General features: G+C 52.1%; 25 protein-coding genes. 21 read left to right on the top strand and 4 right to left on the bottom strand.

Annotated features, from left to right (window positions below):
- Window positions 1-4: 4 nt before the first annotated feature.
- The 12 genes from ruvB (at window position 5) to trxA (ending at window position 13,339) form a co-directional block, all read left to right on the top strand.
- Window positions 5-1,015 carry a Holliday junction branch migration DNA helicase RuvB gene (gene ruvB / locus ACYVUU_RS07955; RefSeq protein ID WP_484500584.1) on the top strand — a complete coding sequence of 337 codons (1,011 nt, stop codon included), beginning with the start codon at window positions 5-7 and terminating at the stop codon, window positions 1,013-1,015.
- 88 nt (window positions 1,016-1,103) lie between these two features.
- A complete protein-coding gene (gene yajC / locus ACYVUU_RS07950) occupies window positions 1,104-1,526 on the top strand; it encodes a preprotein translocase subunit YajC (protein ID WP_484500583.1) in 423 nt (140 codons plus the stop codon).
- A gap of 92 nt (window positions 1,527-1,618) precedes the next feature.
- A complete protein-coding gene (gene zwf / locus ACYVUU_RS07945; protein ID WP_439775411.1) occupies window positions 1,619-3,067 on the top strand; it encodes a glucose-6-phosphate dehydrogenase in 1,449 nt (482 codons plus the stop codon).
- Entirely contained in the window at window positions 3,067-4,182 is a 1,116-nt protein-coding gene (dinB, locus tag ACYVUU_RS07940) for a DNA polymerase IV (RefSeq protein WP_484500582.1), read from the top strand. The genes zwf and dinB overlap by 1 nt, the downstream gene beginning before the upstream one ends.
- Window positions 4,183-4,244: 62 nt before the next feature.
- The gene (locus ACYVUU_RS07935; RefSeq protein ID WP_484500581.1) at window positions 4,245-5,204 is read left to right on the top strand and encodes a DHH family phosphoesterase; all 960 of its coding nucleotides are present in this window, start codon (window positions 4,245-4,247) and stop codon (window positions 5,202-5,204) included.
- Window positions 5,197-6,558 (top strand): DEAD/DEAH box helicase, encoded by a 1,362-nt coding sequence (locus ACYVUU_RS07930; protein ID WP_484500580.1) that lies wholly within the window; start codon window positions 5,197-5,199, stop codon window positions 6,556-6,558. Before ACYVUU_RS07935 ends, ACYVUU_RS07930 begins: the two co-directional genes overlap by 8 nt.
- Before the next feature lie 239 nt (window positions 6,559-6,797).
- Window positions 6,798-9,431: an alanine--tRNA ligase gene (gene alaS, locus ACYVUU_RS07925; protein ID WP_484500579.1), complete on the top strand. Its 2,634-nt coding sequence runs from the start codon at window positions 6,798-6,800 to the stop codon at window positions 9,429-9,431.
- A 64-nt stretch (window positions 9,432-9,495) separates the two neighbouring features.
- Window positions 9,496-9,753 (top strand): IreB family regulatory phosphoprotein, encoded by a 258-nt coding sequence (locus ACYVUU_RS07920; RefSeq protein WP_002876574.1) that lies wholly within the window; start codon window positions 9,496-9,498, stop codon window positions 9,751-9,753.
- The gene (gene ruvX / locus ACYVUU_RS07915) at window positions 9,753-10,181 is read left to right on the top strand and encodes a Holliday junction resolvase RuvX (RefSeq protein WP_439775406.1); all 429 of its coding nucleotides are present in this window, start codon (window positions 9,753-9,755) and stop codon (window positions 10,179-10,181) included. Before ACYVUU_RS07920 ends, ruvX begins: the two co-directional genes overlap by 1 nt.
- A gap of 2 nt (window positions 10,182-10,183) precedes the next feature.
- Window positions 10,184-10,507, top strand: a complete 324-nt coding sequence (locus ACYVUU_RS07910; RefSeq protein ID WP_002876576.1) for a DUF1292 domain-containing protein — start codon at window positions 10,184-10,186, stop codon at window positions 10,505-10,507.
- A gap of 67 nt (window positions 10,508-10,574) precedes the next feature.
- A complete protein-coding gene (locus ACYVUU_RS07905) occupies window positions 10,575-12,935 on the top strand; it encodes an endonuclease MutS2 (protein ID WP_484500901.1) in 2,361 nt (786 codons plus the stop codon).
- Between the two features lie 92 nt (window positions 12,936-13,027).
- Window positions 13,028-13,339: a thioredoxin gene (gene trxA, locus ACYVUU_RS07900; RefSeq protein WP_439775405.1), complete on the top strand. Its 312-nt coding sequence runs from the start codon at window positions 13,028-13,030 to the stop codon at window positions 13,337-13,339.
- Window positions 13,340-13,431: 92 nt separating this feature from the next.
- Here trxA and ACYVUU_RS07895 read toward each other — a convergent pair whose 3' ends face one another.
- Complete coding sequence (locus ACYVUU_RS07895; protein ID WP_484500578.1) at window positions 13,432-13,827, bottom strand: YslB family protein; 396 nt, start codon at window positions 13,825-13,827, stop codon at window positions 13,432-13,434.
- A 238-nt stretch (window positions 13,828-14,065) separates the two neighbouring features.
- Between ACYVUU_RS07895 and ACYVUU_RS07890 the strand changes: the two genes are divergently transcribed.
- Window positions 14,066-14,686, top strand: a complete 621-nt coding sequence (locus tag ACYVUU_RS07890; RefSeq protein WP_484500577.1) for an XTP/dITP diphosphatase — start codon at window positions 14,066-14,068, stop codon at window positions 14,684-14,686.
- Window positions 14,687-14,728: 42 nt separating this feature from the next.
- Here the strand turns inward: ACYVUU_RS07890 and ACYVUU_RS07885 are convergent, their stop codons facing one another.
- Entirely contained in the window at window positions 14,729-15,580 is an 852-nt protein-coding gene (locus ACYVUU_RS07885) for a mechanosensitive ion channel family protein (RefSeq protein WP_484500576.1), read from the bottom strand.
- Between the two features lie 129 nt (window positions 15,581-15,709).
- Between ACYVUU_RS07885 and ACYVUU_RS07880 the strand changes: the two genes are divergently transcribed.
- Window positions 15,710-16,135 carry a DUF948 domain-containing protein gene (locus ACYVUU_RS07880; RefSeq protein ID WP_439775091.1) on the top strand — a complete coding sequence of 142 codons (426 nt, stop codon included), beginning with the start codon at window positions 15,710-15,712 and terminating at the stop codon, window positions 16,133-16,135.
- Between the two features lie 16 nt (window positions 16,136-16,151).
- Window positions 16,152-16,538 (top strand): DUF1269 domain-containing family protein, encoded by a 387-nt coding sequence (locus ACYVUU_RS07875; protein ID WP_484500575.1) that lies wholly within the window; start codon window positions 16,152-16,154, stop codon window positions 16,536-16,538.
- Window positions 16,539-16,598: 60 nt separating this feature from the next.
- Here ACYVUU_RS07875 and pepQ read toward each other — a convergent pair whose 3' ends face one another.
- On the bottom strand, window positions 16,599-17,705 hold the full coding sequence (gene pepQ / locus ACYVUU_RS07870; protein WP_439775089.1) for a Xaa-Pro dipeptidase: 1,107 nt from the start codon (window positions 17,703-17,705) through the stop codon (window positions 16,599-16,601).
- A gap of 152 nt (window positions 17,706-17,857) precedes the next feature.
- On the opposite strand from pepQ, the gene ACYVUU_RS07865 reads away from it, so the two are divergent.
- From ACYVUU_RS07865 to ACYVUU_RS07840, 6 genes are all read left to right on the top strand, one after another.
- A complete protein-coding gene (locus ACYVUU_RS07865) occupies window positions 17,858-18,859 on the top strand; it encodes a substrate-binding domain-containing protein (RefSeq protein WP_439775088.1) in 1,002 nt (333 codons plus the stop codon).
- A 104-nt stretch (window positions 18,860-18,963) separates the two neighbouring features.
- Window positions 18,964-19,296 (top strand): hypothetical protein, encoded by a 333-nt coding sequence (locus ACYVUU_RS07860; protein WP_439775087.1) that lies wholly within the window; start codon window positions 18,964-18,966, stop codon window positions 19,294-19,296.
- A gap of 10 nt (window positions 19,297-19,306) precedes the next feature.
- Window positions 19,307-20,719, top strand: coding sequence for a bifunctional metallophosphatase/5'-nucleotidase (locus ACYVUU_RS07855; protein ID WP_484500573.1), 1,413 nt, complete (start codon window positions 19,307-19,309; stop codon window positions 20,717-20,719).
- Window positions 20,685-21,269, top strand: coding sequence for a YutD family protein (locus ACYVUU_RS07850; RefSeq protein ID WP_484500572.1), 585 nt, complete (start codon window positions 20,685-20,687; stop codon window positions 21,267-21,269). The genes ACYVUU_RS07855 and ACYVUU_RS07850 overlap by 35 nt, the downstream gene beginning before the upstream one ends.
- Complete coding sequence (locus ACYVUU_RS07845; RefSeq protein ID WP_484500571.1) at window positions 21,266-22,036, top strand: TIGR01457 family HAD-type hydrolase; 771 nt, start codon at window positions 21,266-21,268, stop codon at window positions 22,034-22,036. The genes ACYVUU_RS07850 and ACYVUU_RS07845 overlap by 4 nt, the downstream gene beginning before the upstream one ends.
- Complete coding sequence (locus tag ACYVUU_RS07840; RefSeq protein ID WP_484500569.1) at window positions 22,033-22,638, top strand: TIGR01906 family membrane protein; 606 nt, start codon at window positions 22,033-22,035, stop codon at window positions 22,636-22,638. Before ACYVUU_RS07845 ends, ACYVUU_RS07840 begins: the two co-directional genes overlap by 4 nt.
- A gap of 79 nt (window positions 22,639-22,717) precedes the next feature.
- On the opposite strand, the gene ACYVUU_RS07835 is transcribed toward ACYVUU_RS07840, so the two are convergent.
- The gene (locus tag ACYVUU_RS07835; protein ID WP_484500568.1) at window positions 22,718-23,377 is read right to left on the bottom strand and encodes a VTT domain-containing protein; all 660 of its coding nucleotides are present in this window, start codon (window positions 23,375-23,377) and stop codon (window positions 22,718-22,720) included.
- Window positions 23,378-23,387 lie beyond the last annotated feature (10 nt).

Genomic DNA, 23,387 nt, shown 5'->3' with positions numbered 1-23,387 from the left:
GAAGATGACGGAAGAACATTTGACCAGCCAGGAAGCCGCGGAAGGTGAAGAAGCGGTAGAACTTTCCTTACGGCCCCAGCTGCTCAGCCAGTATATCGGGCAAGGGCATGTCAAAAAGGACATGGAAGTCTACATCCAGGCTGCCCGCCAGCGTGACGAGGCCTTAGACCATGTCCTCCTTTACGGCCCGCCGGGTCTGGGTAAAACCACCCTGGCCTTTGTCATTGCCAATGAATTAGGCGTCAACTTAAAGAGTACCAGTGGTCCGGCCATCGAGCGGGCCGGGGATTTAGTAGCCCTGTTAACCGACCTTGAGCCCGGGGATGTCTTGTTTATCGATGAAATCCACCGCCTGGCCAAGCCGGTTGAAGAAGTCCTTTACTCAGCCATGGAAGACTTTTACATTGATATCGTGGTTGGGGAAGGGCAGACAACTCATGCCATCCACCTGCCTCTGCCGCCTTTTACCTTGATTGGGGCAACCACCCTGGCCGGGCAGTTGTCGGCGCCACTGCGCGACCGCTTCGGGATCGTTGAGCACATGCAGTACTACCAAGTTGAGGACTTGGAAAAAATCATCCTCCGCTCCAGCGAGGTCTTTCACACCAAGATTTCCCCGCAAGCCGCCCACGAACTGGCCCGCCGGTCCCGGGGAACGCCCCGGGTGGCCAACCGCCTTTTAAAGCGGGTGCGGGACTTTGCTGAAGTCAAGGGAGAAAGAGAAATTTCCCTGGAAACGACAGCCATGGCCTTAAAGCAGCTGCAAGTTGACAGCGCTGGACTGGACCAAACTGACCGCAAGCTCTTGCGAACCATGATCTTGAGCTATGGGGGCGGCCCGGTCGGGATCAGAACCCTGGCTTCCAACATTGGGGAAGACCGGGAGACGATCGAATCCTTGTATGAACCCTATCTTTTGCAAAATGGCTTTATCGTTATGACTCCAAGGGGCCGGGTGGTGACCCAGAAGGCCTACCAGCAGTTGAATTTGCCCCTGCCTGGTGAGGAAGAATAGCAAAAAAGACCAGTTTACAGTATAATGTTCGTTAAAGCCTTTTGGCATCTGCCAAAAAGCAGCAAATTGATTTTATGAGGTGGATAATTTGAATACTTTTGCATTAGCCGCAGCCAATGGCGGTGCTGGCAGCAGCATTTTCATGCTGGTTATGCTGGCCGTTTTGTTTGGTTTTACTTACTTTACCATGATCAAGCCGCAAAAGAAGCAGCAACAGCAGCGCCAGGAAATGATGAACCAGCTCAAGAAGGGCGACAGCGTGGAAATGGTTGACGGCCTGCGCGGCAAGATTGACTCAATCAACGACGCTGACAAGACCATCGTCTTGGACGCTGACGGCATTTACCTGACCTTCTCCAGACTGGCGGTCAGAACTGTTTTGAAGCAAGCTGACGCAAGTGAAGCAGCTGAAGAAGCAAAGCCAACAGAAGACAAGGCTGAAACAGCTGAAGAAGCAAAGCCTGAAGCTCCAGCAGAAGCTCCGTCCGAAGACAAAGACAGCCAAGAATAAACGAACAAAGCGTTCCTTCGGGGACGTTTTTGTTTTGCCTGCGCCAATTAATTGCTAAAATAGTTAGTAGTTGATTTTTTAGAGGTACTATAATGAACAATATTCCAACAGTAATGATCCTTTTCGGCGGCAGCGGCGACCTGGCCCACCGCAAGATCTATCCGGCCCTGTTCAATCTCTACCGCCGGAATGTCATTCACGACAACTTTGCCGTTATCGGCACTGCCCGGCGGCCCTGGTCACATGAATACCTGCGTGAGCAGGTGGCCCAGGCTGTCCATGAAAGCTGGGAAGAGGTCGATGAAGCACAGCTGACGGAATTTGCCAGCCACTTTTACTACCAGTCCCACGACGTAACCAACGTTGAACACTACGTGACTTTGAAGCAATTGGCCCAGGAACTGGACGAGCGCTATGAATGCGGCGGCAACCGCATCTTCTACATGGCCATGGCCCCAAGCTTCTTTGGGACGATTGCTGAACACATTGCCGACCAGCACTTGACCGGGACCGGCTTCAACCGCCTGGTGGTTGAAAAGCCATTTGGGACTGACCTGGCCAGCGCGGAAGTCTTGAACCAGCAGATCCGCGGCTCCTTTAACGAAGACCAGGTCTTCCGGATCGACCACTACCTGGGCAAGGAAATGGTGCAGAATATCCTGCCTCTGCGTTTTGGCAACTCCTTGATCAAGCGGATCTGGAATGCCGGCGCGGTTAAGAATGTCCAGGTTACCTTGGCTGAACGGCTGGGCGTTGAAGCCCGGGGCGGCTATTATGATAACTCAGGGGCCCTAAGGGACATGGTCCAGAACCACATTATGCAGATCATCACCCTTTTAGCCATGCCAGAGCCAAAAGACTTGTCTGACAAGGCCATCCACGCGGCTAAAGAAGAACTTCTGGAATCTTTAGTTATCCCTGATGAAAAAGCCGTCAGCGAGAACATCATCCGCGGCCAGTACCTGGGGACGGAAACCACTTTTGAATATGTCAAAGAGCCTAACGTGGCGGAAGACTCCAAGACTGAAACCTACGTGGCTGGCCGCCTGGAATTTACCAAGGGGCCTCTGGCTGGCGTCCCGGTTTACTTCAGAACTGGCAAGGAAATGCGGGAAAAGAAGACCCGGGTGGACGTAGTCTTTAAGGATGAAGCTGGCTTATACGACGATAAGGCCAAGACCAACGTGCTGACCATTGAGATCGACCCGGTCAACCAGGTCTACTTCCGCTTAAACGGCAAGACTGTTGCTGGCGGTGACCTGCGTCTGGAAAGATTGCGCTACCGCTACAGCGAAGATGAACAAGCTGAAGTGCCAGATGGCTATGAGCGCTTGATTCACGATGTCTTCGTCAACGATTCCACCAACTTTACCAAGTGGGAAGAACTGAAGCAGTATTGGAAGTTCGTGGACGCGGTAGAAGCTGCCTGGCAAAAGGCAAACGCTGCCGGCGAAAAGCCAGTCAAGTACCGGCCCTACTGCATGGGACCGGACACCAGCAAGATTTTTGCTGATCCTGAGGACGGCTGGATCTACAAGTAATGGCCGACATTGACCTCTTGCCCAGGAACGATTTTTCCCGCCGGATTATCCACCTGGACATGGACGCCTTCTACGCTTCAGTTGAGATGCGGGACCGGCCGGAATTGGCGAATAAGGCAGTCGTGATTGCCCGGGATCCCAGGAAAACGGGTGGCCACGGAGTGATCGCTACCGCCAACTACCGGGCCAGAAAGTACGGGGTTGGGTCAGCCATGCCGGCCGCCCAAGCCGTCAAGCTGATTCCAGCTGAAGAATTGGTTTTCGTTGAGCCCGATTTTGCAAAATACCGCCAGGTTTCCGGGCAAGTGCATGACTTAATGCACGAACTGACCGACCAGATCGAAAGCGTGGCGCTGGACGAAGCATATATGGACGTGACCCAGAGCAAGATCCCCGGCAAAAGCGCCCTGGAATTGGCCAGCTACCTGCAAGAGCAGATTTTCCGCCAGCTGCATTTAACCTCATCTTTCGGGGTCAGCTACAATAAGTTTTTAGCCAAGATGGGGTCAGAATACGCCAAGCCTTTTGGCCGCACTTATATTGCCCCGGACCGGGCCCAGGCCTTTTTGGACAGGCAGGAAATCAAGAAATTCCCCGGCATCGGCAAGAAGACCCAGGAGCGGTTAAAAGAAGCTGGGGTTTTGACCGGCCGCGATCTTAGAGATTACGGTCTTAGCCGCTTGTTAAAGGATTTCAAGAAGTTTGGCTACTACATGGCTCTGCATGCTTACGGAATTGACCTAAGCCCGGTGCAGGCCTCTAGGCAGCGCAAGTCTTTGGGCAAGGAGCGGACTTTTGAGCCGGTGGTTTATGACCAAGAGCGGGCGGAAGGCTACTTAAAGGACTTCAGCCAGACGGTTGCTGCTGAACTAAAGCAGAGAAACCTTTTGGCCAGAGTAGTCGTTTTGAAAGTCCGCGATCGCAACTTCAAGACCATCACCCGCCGGCAGAAGGTCCAGCCGACCAGCGATCCGGATGTCTTTTACCAGCTGGCTAAAGAGCTCTTGGCCAAGGAACCGGAATTTCTGGCTGAAGGCATCCGCCTCTTAGGCTTGTCAGCTGGCGAACTTGAAGAAACACATTATCAGGAAATCAGTCTTTTTGCAGATGAATAGCTAAAAGGCTGATTTTTTGCTAAAATAAAATTTTGAACTCATAAGGCAGAAAGGACCCCGCGATGAACACTTTTGACGAAATTTTCAGTAAGATTAAGCAATATCCGACCATCATCCTCCACCGGCACACCAATCCCGACCCGGACGCTATCGGCTCCCAGGCTGCTTTAGCTAAGAGCCTGCGTCTGCAGTTCCCGGACAAGAAGATTCTCTGCACCGGGGAAAATGACGTCGGTGACCTGGACTGGATCAACACCATGGATGAAGTCAAGGATGAAGACTACCAAGGCGCCTTGGTGATCACGACCGACACGGCTAACACGCCGCGGATCTCTGACCAGCGCTACCGGATGGGGGACTACCTGATCAAGATTGACCACCACCCGGATGTTGACCCATACGCTGATATGTCTTACGTTGACTCAAAAGCTGCTGCTGCCTGCGAAATCATCGCTGACTTTATTGAAGCAGAAGGCCTGCCCCTTAACCGGGAAATCGCCCTGGCTCTTTACGCCGGCATCATCGGCGACACTGGCCGCTTCATGTACGACGCGACCAGCGCCCACACTTTTGAAGTAGTATCGCGCTTGATGAAGACCGGGATCGACATCTCCCAAATCGCCAGAAACGAAAGTGAAGTAACCTTCCAGCAGGCCAAGCTGCAGAGCCTGGCGCTGGAGAAAATGCAGCTGGACGAAAGCGGCCTGGTTGCTATCGCCGTAATTACCCAGGCAGACTTAAAGGCACTGGGCGTTACCCAGCCGCAAGCTTCAGTCACTGTGTCAACCCCGGGCCGGATCAAGGGGATCCTGACCTGGCTGGTCATCGTGGAAAAAGAAGACGGCACTTACCGGGTTCACTACCGGTCAAAGGGTCCTTACATCCACAAGCTGGCTGAAGCCCACGACGGGGGCGGCCACGAACTGGCCTCAGGGGCAACTGCCCACGACCAGGCGGAAATCGACCAGATTTTCCAGGAATTAGTTGAAGTAACCAAGAAATACAAGGAAGACCATGAATAACATTTTTACTGACACGCGCTTAAGAAGCGAAATCCGCCAGGGCCTGGCCAAGATCGGCTTTACCAAACCGACTCCGGTCCAAGAAAAAGTCATCCCGGCCATGCTGAAAGAAGAGAGCGTGATCGTGCAAGCGGCCACGGGGAGCGGGAAGACTCACGCCTACTTGATTCCGATTTTAAACTCCATTGACGAAGACGCCCGCTATGTGCAAGCTATCGTCACGGCCCCAAGCCGGGAACTGGCTGACCAGCTCTACCGGGTAGCCCGCCAGCTAAGAGATGCCTCTGGCTTGAACATTGCCATTGCCCACCTGGCCGGGGGCAGCGACCGGGATCGGCAGATCGCCAGATTTGAGCAGAACAAGCCCCAGCTGGTTATCGCCACTCCGGGCCGGCTTTTGGACTTTGCTGACAAGAAGATCCTGCTTTTGGACCAGGTCAAGAACTTCGTCATCGACGAAGCTGACATGACTCTGGACCTGGGCTTCTTGGGCGACGTGGACAAGATTGCCGCCCGTCTGCCAAAGGACGTGGTCATGTCCGCTTTTTCAGCCACGATTCCGGTCAAGCTGACCAACTTTTTACGGAAGTACATGGCCAAGCCGAAAGAAATCGTGATCGACAACCCGGCCGTTATTGCCCCAACGATCAAGAATGACCTCTTGGACATCGGCAGCAAGGACAGAAAGAAGATCGTCTACAAGCTTTTGACCATGGGCCAGCCTTACTTGGCCTTGGTTTTTGCCAACACCAAGCAGATGGTCGACGAACTGGCTGACTACCTGGCCAAGCAAGGGCTCAAGGTGGCCAAGATCCATGGCGGCATTACCGAACGGGAAAGAAAGCGGACCCTGCGGGAAGTCCGGGCCGGCCAGTACCAGTACGTCGTAGCCAGTGACCTGGCTGCCCGGGGGATCGACCTGCCTGGCGTCAGCCTGGTCATCAACTACGAGATTCCCAAGGACCTGGAATTCATCATCCACCGGATCGGCCGGACTGGCCGGAACGGCCTGCCGGGCCACGCCGTGACTTTGGTCAGAGAAGAAGAGATGAACCGGGTCGGGGCCTTGGAGCACATGGGCGTCCACTTTGACTTCGTGGAAATCAAGGACGGGGCACTCGCTCCGCGGACCCACTACCGCCGCCGGGACAACCGGACTGCCTCAAACCGCCAGCTTGACCCGCACATGAAGGGCGTGGTCAAGAAGGTCAAGTCCAAGCGCAAGCCTGGCTACAAAAAGAAGATCAAGCAGGCTATCCAAGAAGATAACCGCAAGAAGCGGAAGATTGAAGCCCGGCATGAAATGCGCCACCAAAAGCGCCTCCGTAAGCGCAAGCGCGAACAAAACCGTTGACATTTTTTCTCTAAGTAGTAAAATTAGTGACGTTTAAGATATGTTTTCTGTCCAGCCGATTCAAAGAGAGAACCGGCAGCTGGGAAGGGTTTATCGCTGGCCAGAAAATGCTCCTTAAAGTGATCAATTTAAGATAATCAAGAGGTAACAAGCATTGTTGCAATCAAGGTGGTACCGCGTCTAGAGCGTCCTTGAATTAGGCAAACATGCTTGTTTTTTTGTGTTTTTAGGAGATTTTGATGAAAAAGTTAAACAGTTCAGAATTTCGGCAAATGTTCCTCGACTTTTTTGCTGAACACGGCCACATGGTCATGCAGTCAGCCAGCCTGATTCCAAAGGATGACCCGACTTTGCTCTGGATCAACTCCGGGGTGGCAACCATGAAGAAGTACTTCGACGGCTCAGTCGTGCCAAAGAACCGCCGGATTACCAGCTCACAAAAGTCAATCAGAACCAACGACATTGAAAACGTCGGCAAGACCGCCCGCCACCAAACTTTGTTTGAAATGCTGGGCAACTTCTCAGTTGGTGACTACTTCAAGGAAGAAGCTATTCCTTGGGCTTGGGAATTTTTGACCAGTCCTGACTGGCTGGACCTGGACAAGGACAAGCTGTACGTGACTGTTTACCCTAAGGATACCGAAGCTCACCGGATCTGGCATGAAGTAGTCGGCCTGCCGGAAAACCACATCGTGCAATTGGAAGACAACTTCTGGGACATCGGTGAAGGCCCATGTGGTCCTGACTCAGAAATCTTCTACGATCGCGGCCAGGAAAACAATGACGTGCCAGAAGATGACCCTGAAAACTACCCAGGTGGTGAAAACGCCCGTTACCTGGAAATCTGGAACATCGTCTTCTCAGAATTCAACCACCTGCCAGATGGCAGCTACGTTGAACAGCCACACAAGAACATCGATACCGGGATGGGTCTGGAACGTGTCCTTTCCATCCTGCAAGATGCACCGACCAACTTTGAAACCGACCTCTTCCTGCCAATCATCCACGCTACTGAAGAAATGAGCGCGGGCAAGAAGTACGGCGCAAACAAGGCTGACGACACTTCCTTCAAGATCATCGCTGACCACATCCGGGCCATTTCCTTTGCCATTGGTGACGGGGCTTTGCCAGGCAACAACGGCCGCGGCTACGTTTTGCGCCGGCTTTTGCGGCGGGCAGCCTTGAACGGCCGCAAGCTGGGCATCGATGGTGCCTTCCTTTACAAGCTGGTGCCAGTTGTCGGCGACATCATGAAGAGCCACTACCCAGAAGTCAGCGACCAGGCAGAATTCATCAGCAAGGTTGTCAAGAACGAAGAAGACCGCTTCGGCGCAACTTTGGAAGCCGGCTTGACTTTGCTGGATGACTTGATTGACAAGGCTGAAAACAGCGAAGACAAGACCATCTCCGGCAAGGATGCCTTCAAGATGTTCGACACTTACGGCTTCCCTTACGAATTGACGGTTGAAGCTGCTGAAGACAAGGGCCTCAAGGTTGACAAAACAGGCTTTGACGCTGAGATGGAAGCACAAAAGGAACGTGCTCGCAAGGCCCGGGGCAACCTGCAATCCATGGGTTCACAAGACGAAACCTTGATGGAAATCAAGGACAAGAGCGTCTTTGAATACGGGGTCTACGAAGAAGAAAGCAAGCTGGTTGACATCATCGTTGACGACAAGCTGGTTGACAAGGCTGACGGCGAAAAGGCAACCTTGATCTTCGACAAGACGCCATTTTACGCTGAACGGGGCGGCCAGGTGGCTGACCACGGTGACATCTACGATGAAGAAGGCAACCTGGTTGCCCGGGTAGTTGACGTTCAGCACGCGCCTAACGACCAGAACCTGCACTTCGTTGACGTGATCCTGCCGCTTGAAAAGGGACAGACCTACAAGCTGAAGATTGACCGCGCTCGCCGGGAAGGCCTGCGCCACTCACACTCAGCTACCCACCTTTTGCACGCTGCCCTGCGGCAAGTTTTGGGTGAACACACCCACCAGGCCGGGTCAGTCGTTGAACCAGACTACTTGAGATTCGACTTCACTTCCCTTGACCCAACCACGCCAAGAGAACTGAAGAACGTTGAAAAGATCGTCAACGAAAAGATCTGGGAAGCAATTCAGGTCAAGACCACGGAAACTGATCCGGAAACTGGTAAGAAGATGGGTGCTTTGGCCCTCTTTGACGGCAAGTACACCGATAAGGTCAGAGTTGTGCAAATGGATGACTTCTCCATCGAATTCTGCGGGGGTACCCACTGCGACAACACCTCCCAAATCGGCGTCTTCAAGATCATTTCTGAACAAGCCATCGGTGCCGGGGTCAGAAGAATTGAAGCCGTAACTTCCAAGCTGGCTTACGAATACTTAGCCGGCCGCTCAGACATCCTGGACCAGATCCAGGCTGAAGTTAAGGCTACTAAGGCAGATGGCATCCAAAGCAAGATTGCCAGCCTGCAAGAAGAACTCAGAAGTGCTGAAAAGCAAAATGCCGCTTACGAAGCACAAATCAACGCTTCCAAGGCCGGCAAGATCTTTGACCAAGTCAAGACGGTTGGCGACTTGACGGTTATCGCCACGATTGCTGACGTCAAGGGGATGAACGACTTGCGGGAAATCGCTGACCAATGGAAGAGCGAAGGCAAGTCTGACGTCTTGATCCTGGGCGCTAAGTCAGAAGACAAGGCCAACATGCTGATCAGCCTGGGCCAAAAGGCCCTGGACAAGGGCCTGAAGGCCGGTGACTTGATCAAGAGCGTGGCAGCCATCTTCGGCGGTGGCGGCGGCGGCCGGCCAAACATGGCCCAAGCCGGCGGCAAGAAGCCTGAAGGCCTGCAGGATGCCATTGACGCTGCAGTCAGCCAGCTGGACTAATTAGGCTAAATAATTGAGTTAAGGAAAATTTTTAAGTAGAATAGACAAAAGAGGGGGAATAACAATGAGTTCGCTTGATAAGACGATGCACTTTGATTTTAACCAGAATAAGGGAAAGAACATCCGCGACACTCTGGAAGACGTATACAAGGCCCTGGAAGAAAAGGGCTACAGCCCGATCAACCAAATCGTGGGTTACCTGCTTTCAGGCGACCCAGCGTACATCCCACGCCACAACGACGCCCGGAACCTGATCTTGAAGCACGAACGCGATGAAATCATCGAAGAACTGGTCAAGAGCTACCTGGGCAAGGACAAGTAATGCGCCTGCTGGGTTTGGACGTCGGCTCCAAGACCATCGGGGTGGCCGTCAGCGACCCTTTGGGCATCACCGCCCAGGCAGTGATGACGATCCCGATTGATGAAGACCGGCACAATTTCGGCATGCGGTCCTTAAAGAAGCTGGTCCGTGAGTATGACGCGGACGGCTTCGTCCTTGGCCTGCCCAAGAACATGGATGGAACGGCCGGCCGGTCGGTCAGCCGGAGCAAGGCCATGGGCGAGCGCCTGGAGCAGAAGTTCGGCTTGCCAGTCTACTATGACGATGAACGCTTGACGACCGTGGCCTCGGAGAGGATTTTGGTTGAAGAGGCGGGAATGCATGATCGCCGGCAGCGCAAGGAGGTCGTTGACCAAATGGCAGCTGTGTTGATTTTGCAGAACTATTTGGATTTACAGCGAAAGGAATAACTATGGCTTTTGAAGTTAGCGCCGAAGATCAAGACAGACAACTGACCTTGATCGATGAAGACGGCAACGAAGAATTATTTGAAGTATTGTTTACTTTCCATTCTGACGACAATGACAAGTCCTACATCCTGCTTTACCCGGCAGCTGTAGAAGATGACGACGAAATTGAAGTCCAGGCTTTCAGCTACGATGCCGACGAAGACGGCGACGTAACCAGCAGCGACCTGCACGAAATCACTTCTGACGCTGAATGGGACATGGTTCAAGGGGTGCTCAACACCTTCCTTGAAGATGACCGTTTGAGCGGCGACGATTCTGCAGAATAAGAAAGAAGCGGGTGCTTAGCCCGCTTTTTTTGTTAGGAAAAAATTTTTAGACAAAATTACTGAGATGATGAATCACAAAATTTTAGACATACTGGAATACCAGGAAATTACCAGCCGCCTGGCCGACCAGGCGGTAACGGCCCCGGCTAAAAGCAAGGCCTTAAAGCTTCAGCCGGCCAGCGACCGGGAGACGGTCAGCCGGGCCTTAAGCGAAACCAAGGCACTGGTTGATTTGGACCGGATCAAGGGACAGCTGCCCCTAACCGACTTTCAAGATGTTGAGCCAAGCCTCAAGCGTTTAAAGGTCAAGGCCGACTTGAACGCCCTGGAATTAGGCAATATCCTGCTGATTTTCACCCTGGCCCAGGAAAGCAGCCGCTTTGTAGAAGACGCGGAAGAAAACGAAACTTTGGATTTGGCGGCAATTGATGCCTTGCTGGAGGGTCTGGAACTGCCGGATGACCTTTACCGGCGCCTGCGCACTTCTCTGACTTATGACGGGGAAGTCCTGGATACCGCTTCAGCTGACCTGGCCCGCCTGCGCCACGGCCGCTTGGCAACCGAAGCAGAAATCAAGGAAAAGATGACCGCCTACACCAAGGGCAAGAACGGCCAATACCTGTCAGAACAGATTGTGACTATCCGGGATGACCGTTATGTTATTCCGGTTAAGCAGGAATACCGTAACAAGTTTGGCGGGGTGGTTCATGACCAAAGTGCCTCCGGCCAGACCTTGTTTGTCGAACCGGCCGCCATCCTGCCCTTGAACAACCGCCTGCAGAACCTGCTGGCTGAAGAGCGGCAGGAAGTTCGCCGGATTCTCCACGAATTGTCTTTGGACGCCAGAGAAGAGATGGAGGCCATCAAGCGGGTGGCCGCGGCTTTAAGCGAATTGGACTTCCTCCAGGCCAAGGCAAAATTAGCCAAGCAAATGCGGGCCAGCCAGCCGCTTTTATCTGCTGACCAGTCCTTTAAGCTCCTGGGGGCGCGTCACCCCTTGATCGATCCAGACAAGGTTGTGGCCAACGATATCGCTTTGGGCCAGGACTTTGACACGATCTTGATCACCGGGCCCAACACGGGTGGTAAGACGATCACTTTGAAGACGGCAGGGCTGCTGCAGCTGATGGCCCAATCCGGCCTCTTTATTCCGGCTAATGAAGGTTCCAGCGTGGCCGTTTTTGACCAGATCTTTGCCGACATCGGGGACGAACAGTCAATCGAGCAGTCGCTGAGTACTTTTTCATCCCATATCAACGACATCGTGGCGATCATGAAGCGGGTCAGTGACCAAAGCCTGGTCTTGATCGACGAAATCGGGGCCGGGACCGATCCAGAAGAAGGGGCCAGCCTGGCAATCTCGATTTTGGACTTCTTCAGAAAGAAGGGGGCCAAGATCATCGTCACGACCCACTACCCGGAACTCAAGCTCTATGGCTACAACAGAGAGCGGACGACCAACGCCTCCATGGAATTTGACATCAAGACCCTGTCGCCAACCTACCGCCTGCAGATGGGGATCCCGGGCCACAGTAACGCCTTTGCCATTGCCCGCCGTTTGGGCATGCGGGAAGACGTGGTAGTTGGGGCTGAGAAGCTGATGAGCAGCGATGATTCTGACATCAACCACATGATCGACGAATTAAACAAGCAGACAAAACTGGCTACGGAAAACAAGCAGAAGCTGCAGACCAGCCTGGACCGGGCCAAGCAGCTGGAAAAGAAGCTGCAGGATGCCCTGGACATCTACAACCAGCGGGTCCAAAAGCAGCTGGACTTTGCCCAGGACCGAGCTAACGAAATTGTGGCTAAGAAGCGCAAGAAGGCCGACAAGATTATTGCCGAGCTGGAAGAAGCCCGCAAGGAAGGGATGCAGGTCAAGACCAACCAGCTGATGGACGCCAAGGGCGAATTCAACCAGCTGGCCAAGCAGGAGGCCAACTTGGCCAAGAACAAGGTCTTGCAAAAGGAAAAGAAGCGCCACCATGTCCAGGTGGGTGACAAGGTCAAGGTTCTGTCTTACGGGCAGACCGGGACGGTCACCAAGAAGCTGGGCGAGCATGACTATGAGGTTTCCCTGGGCCGGATCAAGCTCAAGGTGACCGACAGAGACATCGACAAGCTGGCCGCCGGACAGAAGCAGCAGGCCCAAAGACGGGCTACTTCCGCCTCCCGGTCCAGCCGGGCCCACAGCTCACTGGATTTACGCGGGCAGCGCTATGAGGAAGCTATGGTCAATTTGGACCGGTACTTTGACACCATTCTTTTGTCCGGTCTTAGCACCGTCACCATCATTCACGGGATCGGGACCGGGGCCATCCGGCAGGGAGTCCAGCAGTACCTCAAGCGCAACAAGCACGTCAAGGCTTACAGCTACGCGCCAGCCAATGAAGGCGGGACTGGGGCCACGATCGTGACCTTAAAGTAAGCAAGTCACTTGCAAAAAGTAAGTAGATCTAGTAAACTAAAAACATCAAGTAGAAAATAATGTTTTTAAGATTAATGATTTGAGGTATTTACATGGTAGATGCAATTACTGACGCAACTTTTGAAGAAGAAACCAAGGATGGCGTAGCTCTGGTTGACTTTTGGGCAACTTGGTGCGGCCCTTGCCGGATGCAGTCACCAGTCATCGAAGCTTTGGCTGAAGAAAGACAAGACGTTCACTTCACTAAGATGGATGTAGACGACAACCCGGAAACGGCCAAGAACTTTGGCATCATGGCCATTCCAACCCTCTTGATCAAGAAGAACGGGCAAGTAGTTGACCGTTTGACTGGCTACACTCCAAAGGAAAAGCTGAACGAAATTCTTGACCAGTACGCTGACTAAGAAATAAAAAATCGAATAGAAACAAAAATACCAGAGCCGTTGGCTCTGGTATTTTTTATATATTCTTTTATCTAGCCCAATCTTCTGGCTTACTAGAAGAAGGCAGTGATCTGGACGGTCTGCTTCTTGTCGTCAATGCTGATTTCAGCTTCAGCTGACCGGCCCCGGTTTTGTTCAACCGCTTCGGCGATCATCCCGCTCTCCAGGGAGAATTCCCGGCTGCCGGCAGCCAGGCGGTCGCTGATTGGCTGCCCGCTCAAGGAGAAGATGACTGAGGAGCGGCGCTCCTTGACGATGGTCAAATCGCCAAATTCAGCCATCTTGAAGAATTCGCTTAAGTCTTCAAATTCACTGAGGGCATATTTGCGGGTGATCCGCTTGCCGGCCCAGTAAAGAATCGCCGGCGTGTCTCCGCCTAAAATCGTTGGCAACAAGAAGTCGCGGTATAGTTGATTGACAAAGTATACGTGTTCGTTGTGTTCTGACATAATCCTCATCCTTATTCGCTGTTTTCATTCTACCCTAAATATTACAGGATGGTGAAATTTTTTAACAAGTTTTAGAAAAAGGCTAGGAAATCGCCGGAAAATAGAAAAAAGTTCTCCAGGACTGAAAAAGCGGTGAAAATAGCAGAAATTACTCTCTTTGTAAGTTCGAAAAGGCTTGAATAAGTGGTAAAATTTCAGTAGAGAGATTTTTTATTTTTTGAAATGATAGGAGCACTATATGACTCAAGTACTATTGTTTGCTACAGATAATCAAAACAAGGTTAAGGAATTGCAAGAAGCTTTCAAGAAGGCTGGTCTGGACATCGAGCTTAAGTCAAATGCAGATTTGGACAACCCGCCATACGTCAACGAAAAGGGCACGACTTTTGAAGCCAACGCTAAGCTGAAGGCCCACGCTTTGGCAGACTTCAGCAAGCTGCCAACTTTGGCTGACGATTCAGGCTTGCGGGTTAAGAAACTGAACGGCGCTCCTGGCGTTCACTCAGCCCGCTACGGCGGTGAAGCCCACAACGATGCTAGAAATAACGGCAAGCTTTTGGCAGCCTTGGGCGGGGTTCCGCAAGACCAGCGGCAAGCCAAGTTTGTCACTGTCTTGGTTTTGACCATGCCGGGCCACGAAGACAAGGACCTGGTTGTAACTGGCACCTGCGAAGGCGAAGTGCTGGCAATTCCTCGCGGCAAGGATGGCTTCGGCTACGACCCGCTCTTCTACGTACCAAGCAAGGGCAAGACTTTCGCTGAAATGACCACTGAAGAAAAGAACGAAGTTTCCCACCGGGGCAAGGCAGTCAAGGCTTTGATCGAAGAACTGCCAGCCTGGTTCGCTCAATTCAACTAAGATCAAATAAAAAATGCTGGGCCGCGGCTCAGCATTTTTAGATCAAGCTTTTTTACTATTGTTGATGATGACTGGTTCCTGGCCAAATTTGATCTGGTTGACCCGTAAGTACTGCAGGTAGGTTTGCCAGTAGGCCTGGCGGATTTTGCCTTCAAAGCCCGGCTTGACCTGGAAGTGGACCCGGTAGGTGATGGTCTGTCCCTGCTGGCTGACAACCCCAATTTGGGTTGGCCCGCTGACCAATTTTTCGTGCCAGTCAAGCAGCTTTTCATCAGCTTGGTCAAGCAGGTTGGCCAGCAGCTTGAGGTCAGTGTCCGCATCCAGGTTCATGTCCAGGTTAAGACCAATCCCGCCGTGAGTCAGGTTTCTGACGATGGAAATCTGCCGGTTGGGGATGAAGATCAAGGTACCATCGGTGGTGACGATCTGAGTGGTTCTGAGGCCCAGCTGGGTCACGGTCCCGGTTTCAGTGCCGATTTCGACATTGTCGCCGACGTCATACTGGCCTTCACTTAAGATAAAGAAGCCGTTGACCAGGTCACTCATGAAGCCCTGGGCGCCAAGGCCGATGGCCAAGGAGAAGATCCCGGCACTGGCAATTAGGGTGCCGACGGGGATGCCCAGGATGGTCAAGATGGAGTAGACATAGAAAAAGACCATGGTGTAGCGGAAGAGGCTGTTCACCAGGGCTGAGATGGTCTGGGACCTCTTGGACAGGACCAGCTTGTCGTTGTGCTTGTCCAGGTAGCGCTTGATGATTTTGCGGCCGAAATGGCTGACCAGGTAGAAGACCAGGGTGGAAATCAGCAGCTTCCAGAGGATGGTCACGCCGCTGGTAAAAAGCTTGTCGACGTCGATGGAGATGCCGGCAATTTTGAAATCAAGATTTTTCATTAAAAAAATGCTCCTTTCAGCTATGCTTAAAGGATAACAGAAAAGCGGGCAAAAACTTCGGAAAATCTTTCGATTGTGTCTAAATCGTTTTCATGCTAGACTTTTTTTAGAAAGGAAAGGAAGCAAGCTATGACAATTTCATTTGGCGCTTTAGCCGGTTTGATCGCGGCCATTGCCTTTTTGGTACTGGTCCTGTTCACGATTCCCATGTTGCTTAATGTTTCTAAGACTTTGAAAGAGGCTGAGAAGACAGTCCAATTGACCAATGATTCTTTGGCCAAATTGACTAACGACATGGATGACTTGATGAAGCAGACTGGCGGACTCTTGGAAAAGACGGACGCGCTTTTGCAAGACGTCAATGGCAAGATGGAAACTTTGCAGCCGGTCGTGCAGGCCGCCGCTGACCTGGGCCAAAGCGTCTCAGACATCAACGAATCATCCAAGAAGATGATCAACAAGGTTTCCAATGCCCACTTTACCCGGACGGGAATGATCACTTCCGTAATTACGTCGGCTTTTGCCAGACATTTCCGGCGGAAGGGTCAGGATTAAGAAAAGGAGAACAACCATGAGCAAATTTGGTAGCTTTTTATTAGGGGCCGTCTTTGGGGCTGCTGCTGGGGTTGCAGCTGCCAGCCTGATCTCAGACGACAAGATTGAAGAAGTCAAGGACAAGCTTAAGAGCAATCCAAACGTTGAAGACTTGAAGGAAAAGTACGACAACGGGACGGAAATCTTGAAGAACCAACTGGCTTCTTTCCCAAAGAACATTGAAGATGATTCTGAACTGAAGGACTTCGACGACATCGTAATCGATGATTCAGCTAACCAGCCTGGCGAACAAGACGCCAGCGACCTGGACAATGCTGAAAAGAGCGAAGAAGGGGAAGAGAAGCCGGAAGAACCAAGTGCACCGGCTGAACCAACTGCGCCGACTAGTCCAGATCAAGAATAGTAAACGCGAATATAAAAAATGACGAGCCGCAAGACTCGTCATTTTTGTTTGTTTTCAGTCTTATTCCTTAACCGGCAGAACCTTCAATTCCTTGCTGGTGTGGGTGAATGGCTTGAAGCCTTCCTTGGTGAGGACCCCGCAGTCTTCGATCCGGACGCCGGCAAAGCCTGGGATGTAGATCCCTGGCTCAATGGAGAAGCACATGCCTTCTTCCAAAACGACGTCGTTGCCGTTAGCGATGGATGGGAATTCATGAACTTCCATCCCGATCCCGTGGCCCAGGCGGTGGATGAAGTATTCACCATAGCCAGCGTCAGTGATGATCTTGCGGGCTACCCCGTCAAGTTCGCTGGCCGTCATGCCTGGCTTAGCCGCGTCGATGGCTGCTTGCTGGGCAGTCCGGTTGACTTCGTAGATTTCCCGCATCTTGTCAGTCGGTTCCCCGTAAGCGACCGTCCGGCTGGAGTCAGAAGCGTAGCCTTCGTGCATGGTCCCTAAGTCAAAAAGCACCAGTTCATTTGGCTTAACTTGGTTCATGCTTGGGCCTTGGTGGGGGTTGGCCGCGTTCTCGCCGGCTTGAACGATGGTGTCAAAGCTGGTCTGCATCACGCCCTTTTGCAGCTTCAATTGGTATTCAATCTGGCTGACTACTGCCCGTTCGGTAACCCCGTTTCTGAGGGCTTCAAAACCGATCTGGAAGGCAAAGTCGGCTTCTTCCCCGGCCTTGCGCATCTTAACCAGTTCGCTTTCCGTCTTAAAGAGGCGGATGTGGGCGATGAAGTCTGACAAGTCCTTGGAGAAGTCAGCGTCCGGGAATTGAGCGTGCAGGGCCTGGTAGTGGGCAACCGTCAAGCCGTTCTTTTCGACAGCCCAGTTTTGATAGTCCTTGGTCCGCTTCTTGATTTCGTCAGCGATCTTGCTCCATGGGTCTTCGCTGTCCAGGTAGCCGACCACGTCCCCGTCCCAAGCAGATGCCTTGGCTTCTTCATAGTTCAAAGCCGGGCAGAAGAGGAAGGGTTCAGCGTCCTTGAAGGCGAAAAGCTTGAAGATTCTTTCTTCAGGATCAGTAATGAAACCCGTGAAATAGTTGATGGTAGTCGGGCTGGAAACGTAGGCCACGTCCATCCCGTTTTCCTGCAGCCAGTTTTGTAATTTGTCTAAATTCATGGCAAAATTCTCCTTACTAATGAAATTAACCTCAGTATAGCACTAAAAAAACTGAAAAAATCTGAAAAAGTAGCTGTAAGCGATTGCACCAAAAGCGTTCTCATGGTATCATTAAATCAGTAATTAGTATTTAGATAGGTGGGGCTGTTATTATGCATAAGCAAGATGTAACCATTTACGATGTTGCTCGGGAAGCCAAGGTCTCAATGGCCACGGTTTCCCGGGTAGTCAACGGCAACAACAATGTCCGTAAGGAAACCCGTGACCGGGTCATGGAAGTTATCAAGCGTCTGCACTACCAACCAAACGCGGTAGCGCAGGGTCTGGCTTCAAAGCGGACCACAACGGTCGGCTTGATCGTGCCGGACTTGACCAACTTGTACTTCGCTGAATTGTCAAAGGGGATCGACGACATTGCCGTTTTGTACAAGTACAATATCATCATCTCCAGCGTGGAAAACCGCTTGATGAAGGAAGACGCCGTCATTCAAGGCTTGCTCAACAAGCAGGTTGACGGGGTCATTTACATGTCCAACAAGCTGTCTGAAGAAGCAGCTGAAGCCTTCAAGCGGACTGACACGCCAGTAGTTTTGGCCGGAACTGTTTCCGACAACCTGGAATTTCCGTCAGTCAACATCGACTACAAGAAGGCCGACACGGAAGCTTTGAACCTGCTCTTAAACGACGGCAAGAAGAAGCTGGCCTTGGTTGTAGGCGACAAGGAAGCGCCAATCAACCGGGACCACCGGATTCCGGCCTTTGAGAAGTTCGTGGCTGACAATGAGCTGGAAGGCTGCGAGATTTTTGACAGCATCAAGGACTACTCCGACGGCTACAACCTTTACCCGGAACTGGCCAAGAAGGGGATCAACGGGGCCATCGTCACCAAAGACGTTTCCTCAGTTGGCCTGCTCAACTCAGCTTTGGACCGCGGGGCTAAGGTGCCGGAAGACTTTGAAATCGTTACGGCCAGCGCGACCCAAATCGCTTCAGTTGTCCGGCCAGCCTTGACCACGATCAAGCAGCCGCTCTACGACTTGGGTGCCGTGGCCATGAGAATGCTGACCAAGCTGATGAACGATGAAGGCCTGGAAGACAAGCACATCGTTTTGCCATACGAACTGATCAAGAAGCAAAGTACCTTGAACAAGTAAGATTTTTCTAAAGAGCCTGCCAAACGGCGGGCTCTTTTAGTTTCGTCCGGGCAAAGGCAACTGAACTTTGTGTTACAATCTTTTTATAAGAATGGGGGACACAAATGGATCACTTATACGAGCAATTTGACTTGATCGAAGAGATTACCAGAAATGACGGCAGCCAGTACTATGAAATTTCCAACATCGACCAAAATGGCTTCGCGGAACTGGCCGTCAACAATGGCTTAATCAAGAACGTGCGGATTCTGGTCATCAACATCCCGCGTACCAAGGCGCTGGAAACCTACGAGCAGTACATTAACAAGGCCTACCAGCTGCATACTTTGATGAATGAAGAAGACTGGGAGAACCCGCAATGGGTGGAATGGGACAAGCCCAAAGGTCCAGTTAGGGATGCTTATGAAATGGTTTTGAAAGCCAACAAGATCGGCTAGGAGGAAGAAAATGGAAACTTTGCGGATTCTGCATACCAACGACCTGCACTCGCACTTTGAGCATTTTCCAAAAATCAGGCGCTATTTGCATCAGGTGCAAAAAACGGCGACGGCCGACCAGGTATTGACCTTTGACGCCGGCGACTTTATGGACCGGTCCCATCCCTTGTCTGATGCTACAGAAGGCCAGGCCAACATCCGCTTGATGAACGACTTTCATTATGATGCCATTACGATCGGCAACAATGAGGGGATTTCCAACCCCCATGCCGTTTTGGAGCGGCTTTTTGACCACGCCAACTTCCCGGTCCTCTTGTCTAACCTCAGAGAAGAAGACGGCAGCTGGCCGGCCTGGGCCAATGACTACAAGATCATCAAGACCAAGAAGGGGACCCGCCTGGCACTAGTGGGCTTAACCGCCGCTTATCCGCTGACTTACGGGCCTAATCATTGGCAGATCAAGATGCTGGGCGAGACCATGGACCGGGTTTTGCCGGAAATTGCCGGCAAGTACGACTGCTTGATTCTGATCACCCACGTGGGCCTCAGAATGGACCAGTGGCTGGCCAAGCACTACCCGGAAATTGACCTGATCGTGGGCGGGCACAGCCACACCCTTTTGGAAAAAGGGGTCAAGGAAGGCCACACTTGGATCACCCAGACGGGCAAGTGGGGCAATTATGTGGGCGACATCAGCTTGGAAATCGGCGATGACCACAAGATCCTTTCGATTAAACCAACTACTGTGCCAGTGGCGGATTTGCCAAGTGAGGAAGGCGATGAAGCAGAAATTGCTGCCTTATATGATGAAGGGCAAAAAATGCTGCAGAGCCGGCAGGTGGCAGACTTGCCAGAGAAGTTCAAGGATGACAAAATGGCAGCCATTGACGTCTCCCTTGAAGCAATCGCTGACTTCGCCGGAACCGACCTGGCCATGCTGAGTACGGGTCTCTTTTTGACGCCATTTAAGAGCGGGCCAATCAACCAGTTTGACCTCCAGCATGCGCTCCCGCATCCGATGCATGTCGTCCGGACCACGCTTTTAGGCCGGGACTTGTGGCGGCTGGTCATGGAAGTGGAAAAGAACCGGCATTTTTTGGAACATTATCCTTTGATTGGGATGAGCTTCAGAGGGAAGATTTTTGGCGAGGTCTACTACAAGGGGATCAAGTATGACCGGATGACCAGGAACGTTTTCGTCAACGGGCAATTGCTGGATCCAGCACAAGAGTACAAGATTGCCGTTTTGGACCACTATGTCTTGATTCCGTTTTTCCCGACTTTGGCCATTGTTGGTGAAAATGAATTCCTCTTCCCGCAGTTCTTAAGGGAAGTCGTGGCTGGCTACTTAAGCCGCAAATATCCTGTAAAAAAAGAAGGTGAACTTATTGAGGAAAGAGCAGAAAGAAGTGAAAAAAGATAAAGAGAAAAAGCTGAAAGAAGCTAGGGGCAGGAAAGAGCAAAAAGAAAAAACAGCTGAAGCCAAGCCCCTCCACCCTTTGGCAGAAGTCGTGGTTGCCGGCGAAAAGGTCGTGATCAACCAGCGCGAATACCGCCTTTTGGTCAACCAGCGGGATGCTTTAGACCGGGAGGTCTTAAAGCAAAAATACGATCCATACCTGGACCAGTACGATTACCTGGTCGGGGATGTTTCCAGCGAGCATTTGCGCCTTAGGGGCTTTTACAATGACTATGTCAAGACCTCCATTGACCGGAAAAAGTCGACTATCGTTGACTACCTGACTGAATACTGCAACCCGGGCGCGCCTTATTTTATCCTGGAGTCCCTCCAGCCAAGCCGCAAGCCCCGGCCGACCCAACGCCGGCGGCCAGCCAAAAAGCGGCCGAAGAACAAGGCGGCTTTTACCGAGAGAAAGGTCAAGGACGGCCGGCCCAAGAAGGGCAGCTATGCCGAAGGCCGCAAGAAGAACCGCCGGCACAAGGCATTTGTGATTAGAAAGAAGAAGCCGTGAAAGATTACCGCTTATTTTTGATTGATTTGGACGGGACGATTTACCGGGGCAAGGAGACTATTGAATCCGGCGTCCGCTTTGTCAAGCGCCTGGATGAGGCGGGACTTGACTACTTATTTTTGACCAACAACACGACCAGGACGCCCCAGATGGTGGCTGACAAATTGGCCGGGCACGGGGTCAAGACGAACGTTTCCAAGATCTACACGCCCAGCATGGCCACGGCCAGCTATATTTTGGAAAAAGAGGCGAAAAGGCCGATCGGTGTCTATATCATTGGGCAAATTGGCCTGTGGAAGGAAATCCTGGACCGGCCGGAATTCTATTATGACGAGGAAAATCCTGACTACGTGATCGTGGGGATGGACACGGATTTGACTTACCACAAGCTCATGGTGGCCACCCGCTGCATTCACCGGGGGGCGGTCTTTATTGGCACCAATTCCGACCAGAACCTGCCGGTGGGTAAGGAACTGCGGCCGGGCAACGGCTCAATTTGCGCGGCTTTGGAAGTCGCCTCTGGGCAAAAGCCGCTTTTTATCGGCAAGCCGGAAGCCATCATCGTCAACCGCGCCTTGGACTTGGCCGGGGTAAAGGCGGAAGAAGCCTTAATCGTTGGGGACAACTATCCAACCGACATCATGGCCGGAATCAACAGCGGAGTCGACACCCTTTTGACCTTGACCGGGGTGACCCAAAAGGCGGACCTGGCCGGCCTCACGCCGCCGACTTATTTAGTGAATAATTTGGACGAATTTAGCCTATGAAAAATTTTTTGAGCAAACTGGGCCAGCCCCTTTTTCATTTTCTATTTGCGGTCTCCAGTGCCGTCGTCGGCGCGATCGTAATCAGCTGGCCCCTGCTTTTGCTTTTTACCTTGCTGGAGAAAACTTACCAAACGGTCAACCTGACCGTGGGCCAGGTCATGAGCAATTACAACCAGCTCCTGCTTTACCTGGTCTGGCCCGGTCAGACCAAGCTCAAGATGAGCAACTTGCCAACTTCGGCTTCAGCGGCGGCTCACTTTGCCGATGTCAAGAATCTCTTTATTCTGGCCGAGCTGGTTTTCCTCTTATGTTTGGCCCTTAGCAGCTATTTCCGCAATTACAAGAAGCCAATTAAATTGACCCAGACCCAGGCCCTGCTCTTGATGCTGCTGCCGGTCGTGGTCATGCCTTTTGCCTTGACCGACTTTGACAGTTTCTTCCGGGTCTTCCATACTTTCTTTTTCCGCAATGACAACTGGCTTTTTGACCCGGCGACTGATCCAATCATCAACGTCTTGACGGAAGGTTTCTTTGCCTCCTGCTTTGCCGTTGGCGGAGCGATTTATGAGCTCTACCTGGCCCGGTATTTGCTGAAAAAGTAAAGAAAGGCAAGAAAAGCAAGCTAAACAAAATATAGACCGAAAAAAATAAGGACCGTCAGGTCCTTATTTTTTGTCTGCTTTAATTGTCGAACTTTTGCTCGCGCCGCATGGTCATTCTCTTCTTCAAGGCCACAACCATGATTGGCACGACTGAAACCAGGATGATGCCGATCACGATCAAGGAGAAGTGGTCCTTGACGACTGGGAAGTTGCCGAAGAAGTAGCCGATGCTGGTAAAGAGGGCCGTCCAGAGCAGGCCGCCCAGGATGTTGTAAATGACGAAGGTCCGGTAGTGCATCTTGCTGCCCCCGGAAATGAAGGGCACGAAGGTCCGGATGAAGGGGATGAAACGGCCGATCACGATGGTGATGGAGCCATGTCGTTCAAAGAATTTCTCCGCCGCCAGCCGGTTGTTTTCGTTGATCAGCTTGTTGAACCAGCTGTGCTTGGCCCCGGAAGTGACTGACCACTTGCCAATTTCGTAGTTGATGCTGTCACCGATAATGGCGGCAGCCGCGGCAGTAATATAGAGCAGCCAGACATTTAAGCCGTATTTTGGATTGGCGGCCATGGCGGCAGCCGCGAAGATCAAGGAGTCACCTGGCAGGAAGGGGAAGATGACCAGACCAGTTTCGATAAAGATGATGGCAAAAATGATCCAGTAGGTACCCGCCCCAAATTGGTTGACAATGGTGACCAAGTGGTCATCAATGTGCAGGATAAAATCAATCAATGGCATGTGTTAACCT

The organism is Lactobacillus sp. WILCCON 0058, from assembly GCF_057198005.1.
Note: the sequence above shows the minus strand (reverse complement) of the source record. Positions and strands in the feature narration are given on the sequence as shown.

What these genes read in the sequence shown, in the direction of transcription:
- ACYVUU_RS07905 (WP_484500901.1), top strand. Translation starts at nt 10,575, where the DNA reads ATGAATCACAAAATTTTAGACATACTGGAATACCAGGAAATTACCAGC.
- ACYVUU_RS07935 (WP_484500581.1), top strand. Translation starts at nt 4,245, where the DNA reads ATGAACACTTTTGACGAAATTTTCAGTAAGATTAAGCAATATCCGACC.
- pepQ (WP_439775089.1), bottom strand. Translation starts at nt 17,705, where the DNA reads ATGAATTTAGACAAATTACAAAACTGGCTGCAGGAAAACGGGATGGAC.
- ACYVUU_RS07855 (WP_484500573.1), top strand. Translation starts at nt 19,307, where the DNA reads ATGGAAACTTTGCGGATTCTGCATACCAACGACCTGCACTCGCACTTT.
- ACYVUU_RS07920 (WP_002876574.1), top strand. Translation starts at nt 9,496, where the DNA reads ATGAGTTCGCTTGATAAGACGATGCACTTTGATTTTAACCAGAATAAG.
- trxA (WP_439775405.1), top strand. Translation starts at nt 13,028, where the DNA reads ATGGTAGATGCAATTACTGACGCAACTTTTGAAGAAGAAACCAAGGAT.
- ACYVUU_RS07835 (WP_484500568.1), bottom strand. Translation starts at nt 23,377, where the DNA reads ATGCCATTGATTGATTTTATCCTGCACATTGATGACCACTTGGTCACC.
- ACYVUU_RS07890 (WP_484500577.1), top strand. Translation starts at nt 14,066, where the DNA reads ATGACTCAAGTACTATTGTTTGCTACAGATAATCAAAACAAGGTTAAG.
- ACYVUU_RS07885 (WP_484500576.1), bottom strand. Translation starts at nt 15,580, where the DNA reads ATGAAAAATCTTGATTTCAAAATTGCCGGCATCTCCATCGACGTCGAC.
- alaS (WP_484500579.1), top strand. Translation starts at nt 6,798, where the DNA reads ATGAAAAAGTTAAACAGTTCAGAATTTCGGCAAATGTTCCTCGACTTT.
- ACYVUU_RS07880 (WP_439775091.1), top strand. Translation starts at nt 15,710, where the DNA reads ATGACAATTTCATTTGGCGCTTTAGCCGGTTTGATCGCGGCCATTGCC.
- ruvX (WP_439775406.1), top strand. Translation starts at nt 9,753, where the DNA reads ATGCGCCTGCTGGGTTTGGACGTCGGCTCCAAGACCATCGGGGTGGCC.
- ACYVUU_RS07895 (WP_484500578.1), bottom strand. Translation starts at nt 13,827, where the DNA reads ATGTCAGAACACAACGAACACGTATACTTTGTCAATCAACTATACCGC.
- ACYVUU_RS07865 (WP_439775088.1), top strand. Translation starts at nt 17,858, where the DNA reads ATGCATAAGCAAGATGTAACCATTTACGATGTTGCTCGGGAAGCCAAG.
- ACYVUU_RS07910 (WP_002876576.1), top strand. Translation starts at nt 10,184, where the DNA reads ATGGCTTTTGAAGTTAGCGCCGAAGATCAAGACAGACAACTGACCTTG.
- ruvB (WP_484500584.1), top strand. Translation starts at nt 5, where the DNA reads ATGACGGAAGAACATTTGACCAGCCAGGAAGCCGCGGAAGGTGAAGAA.
- ACYVUU_RS07930 (WP_484500580.1), top strand. Translation starts at nt 5,197, where the DNA reads ATGAATAACATTTTTACTGACACGCGCTTAAGAAGCGAAATCCGCCAG.
- dinB (WP_484500582.1), top strand. Translation starts at nt 3,067, where the DNA reads ATGGCCGACATTGACCTCTTGCCCAGGAACGATTTTTCCCGCCGGATT.
- ACYVUU_RS07840 (WP_484500569.1), top strand. Translation starts at nt 22,033, where the DNA reads ATGAAAAATTTTTTGAGCAAACTGGGCCAGCCCCTTTTTCATTTTCTA.
- zwf (WP_439775411.1), top strand. Translation starts at nt 1,619, where the DNA reads ATGAACAATATTCCAACAGTAATGATCCTTTTCGGCGGCAGCGGCGAC.
- ACYVUU_RS07860 (WP_439775087.1), top strand. Translation starts at nt 18,964, where the DNA reads ATGGATCACTTATACGAGCAATTTGACTTGATCGAAGAGATTACCAGA.
- ACYVUU_RS07875 (WP_484500575.1), top strand. Translation starts at nt 16,152, where the DNA reads ATGAGCAAATTTGGTAGCTTTTTATTAGGGGCCGTCTTTGGGGCTGCT.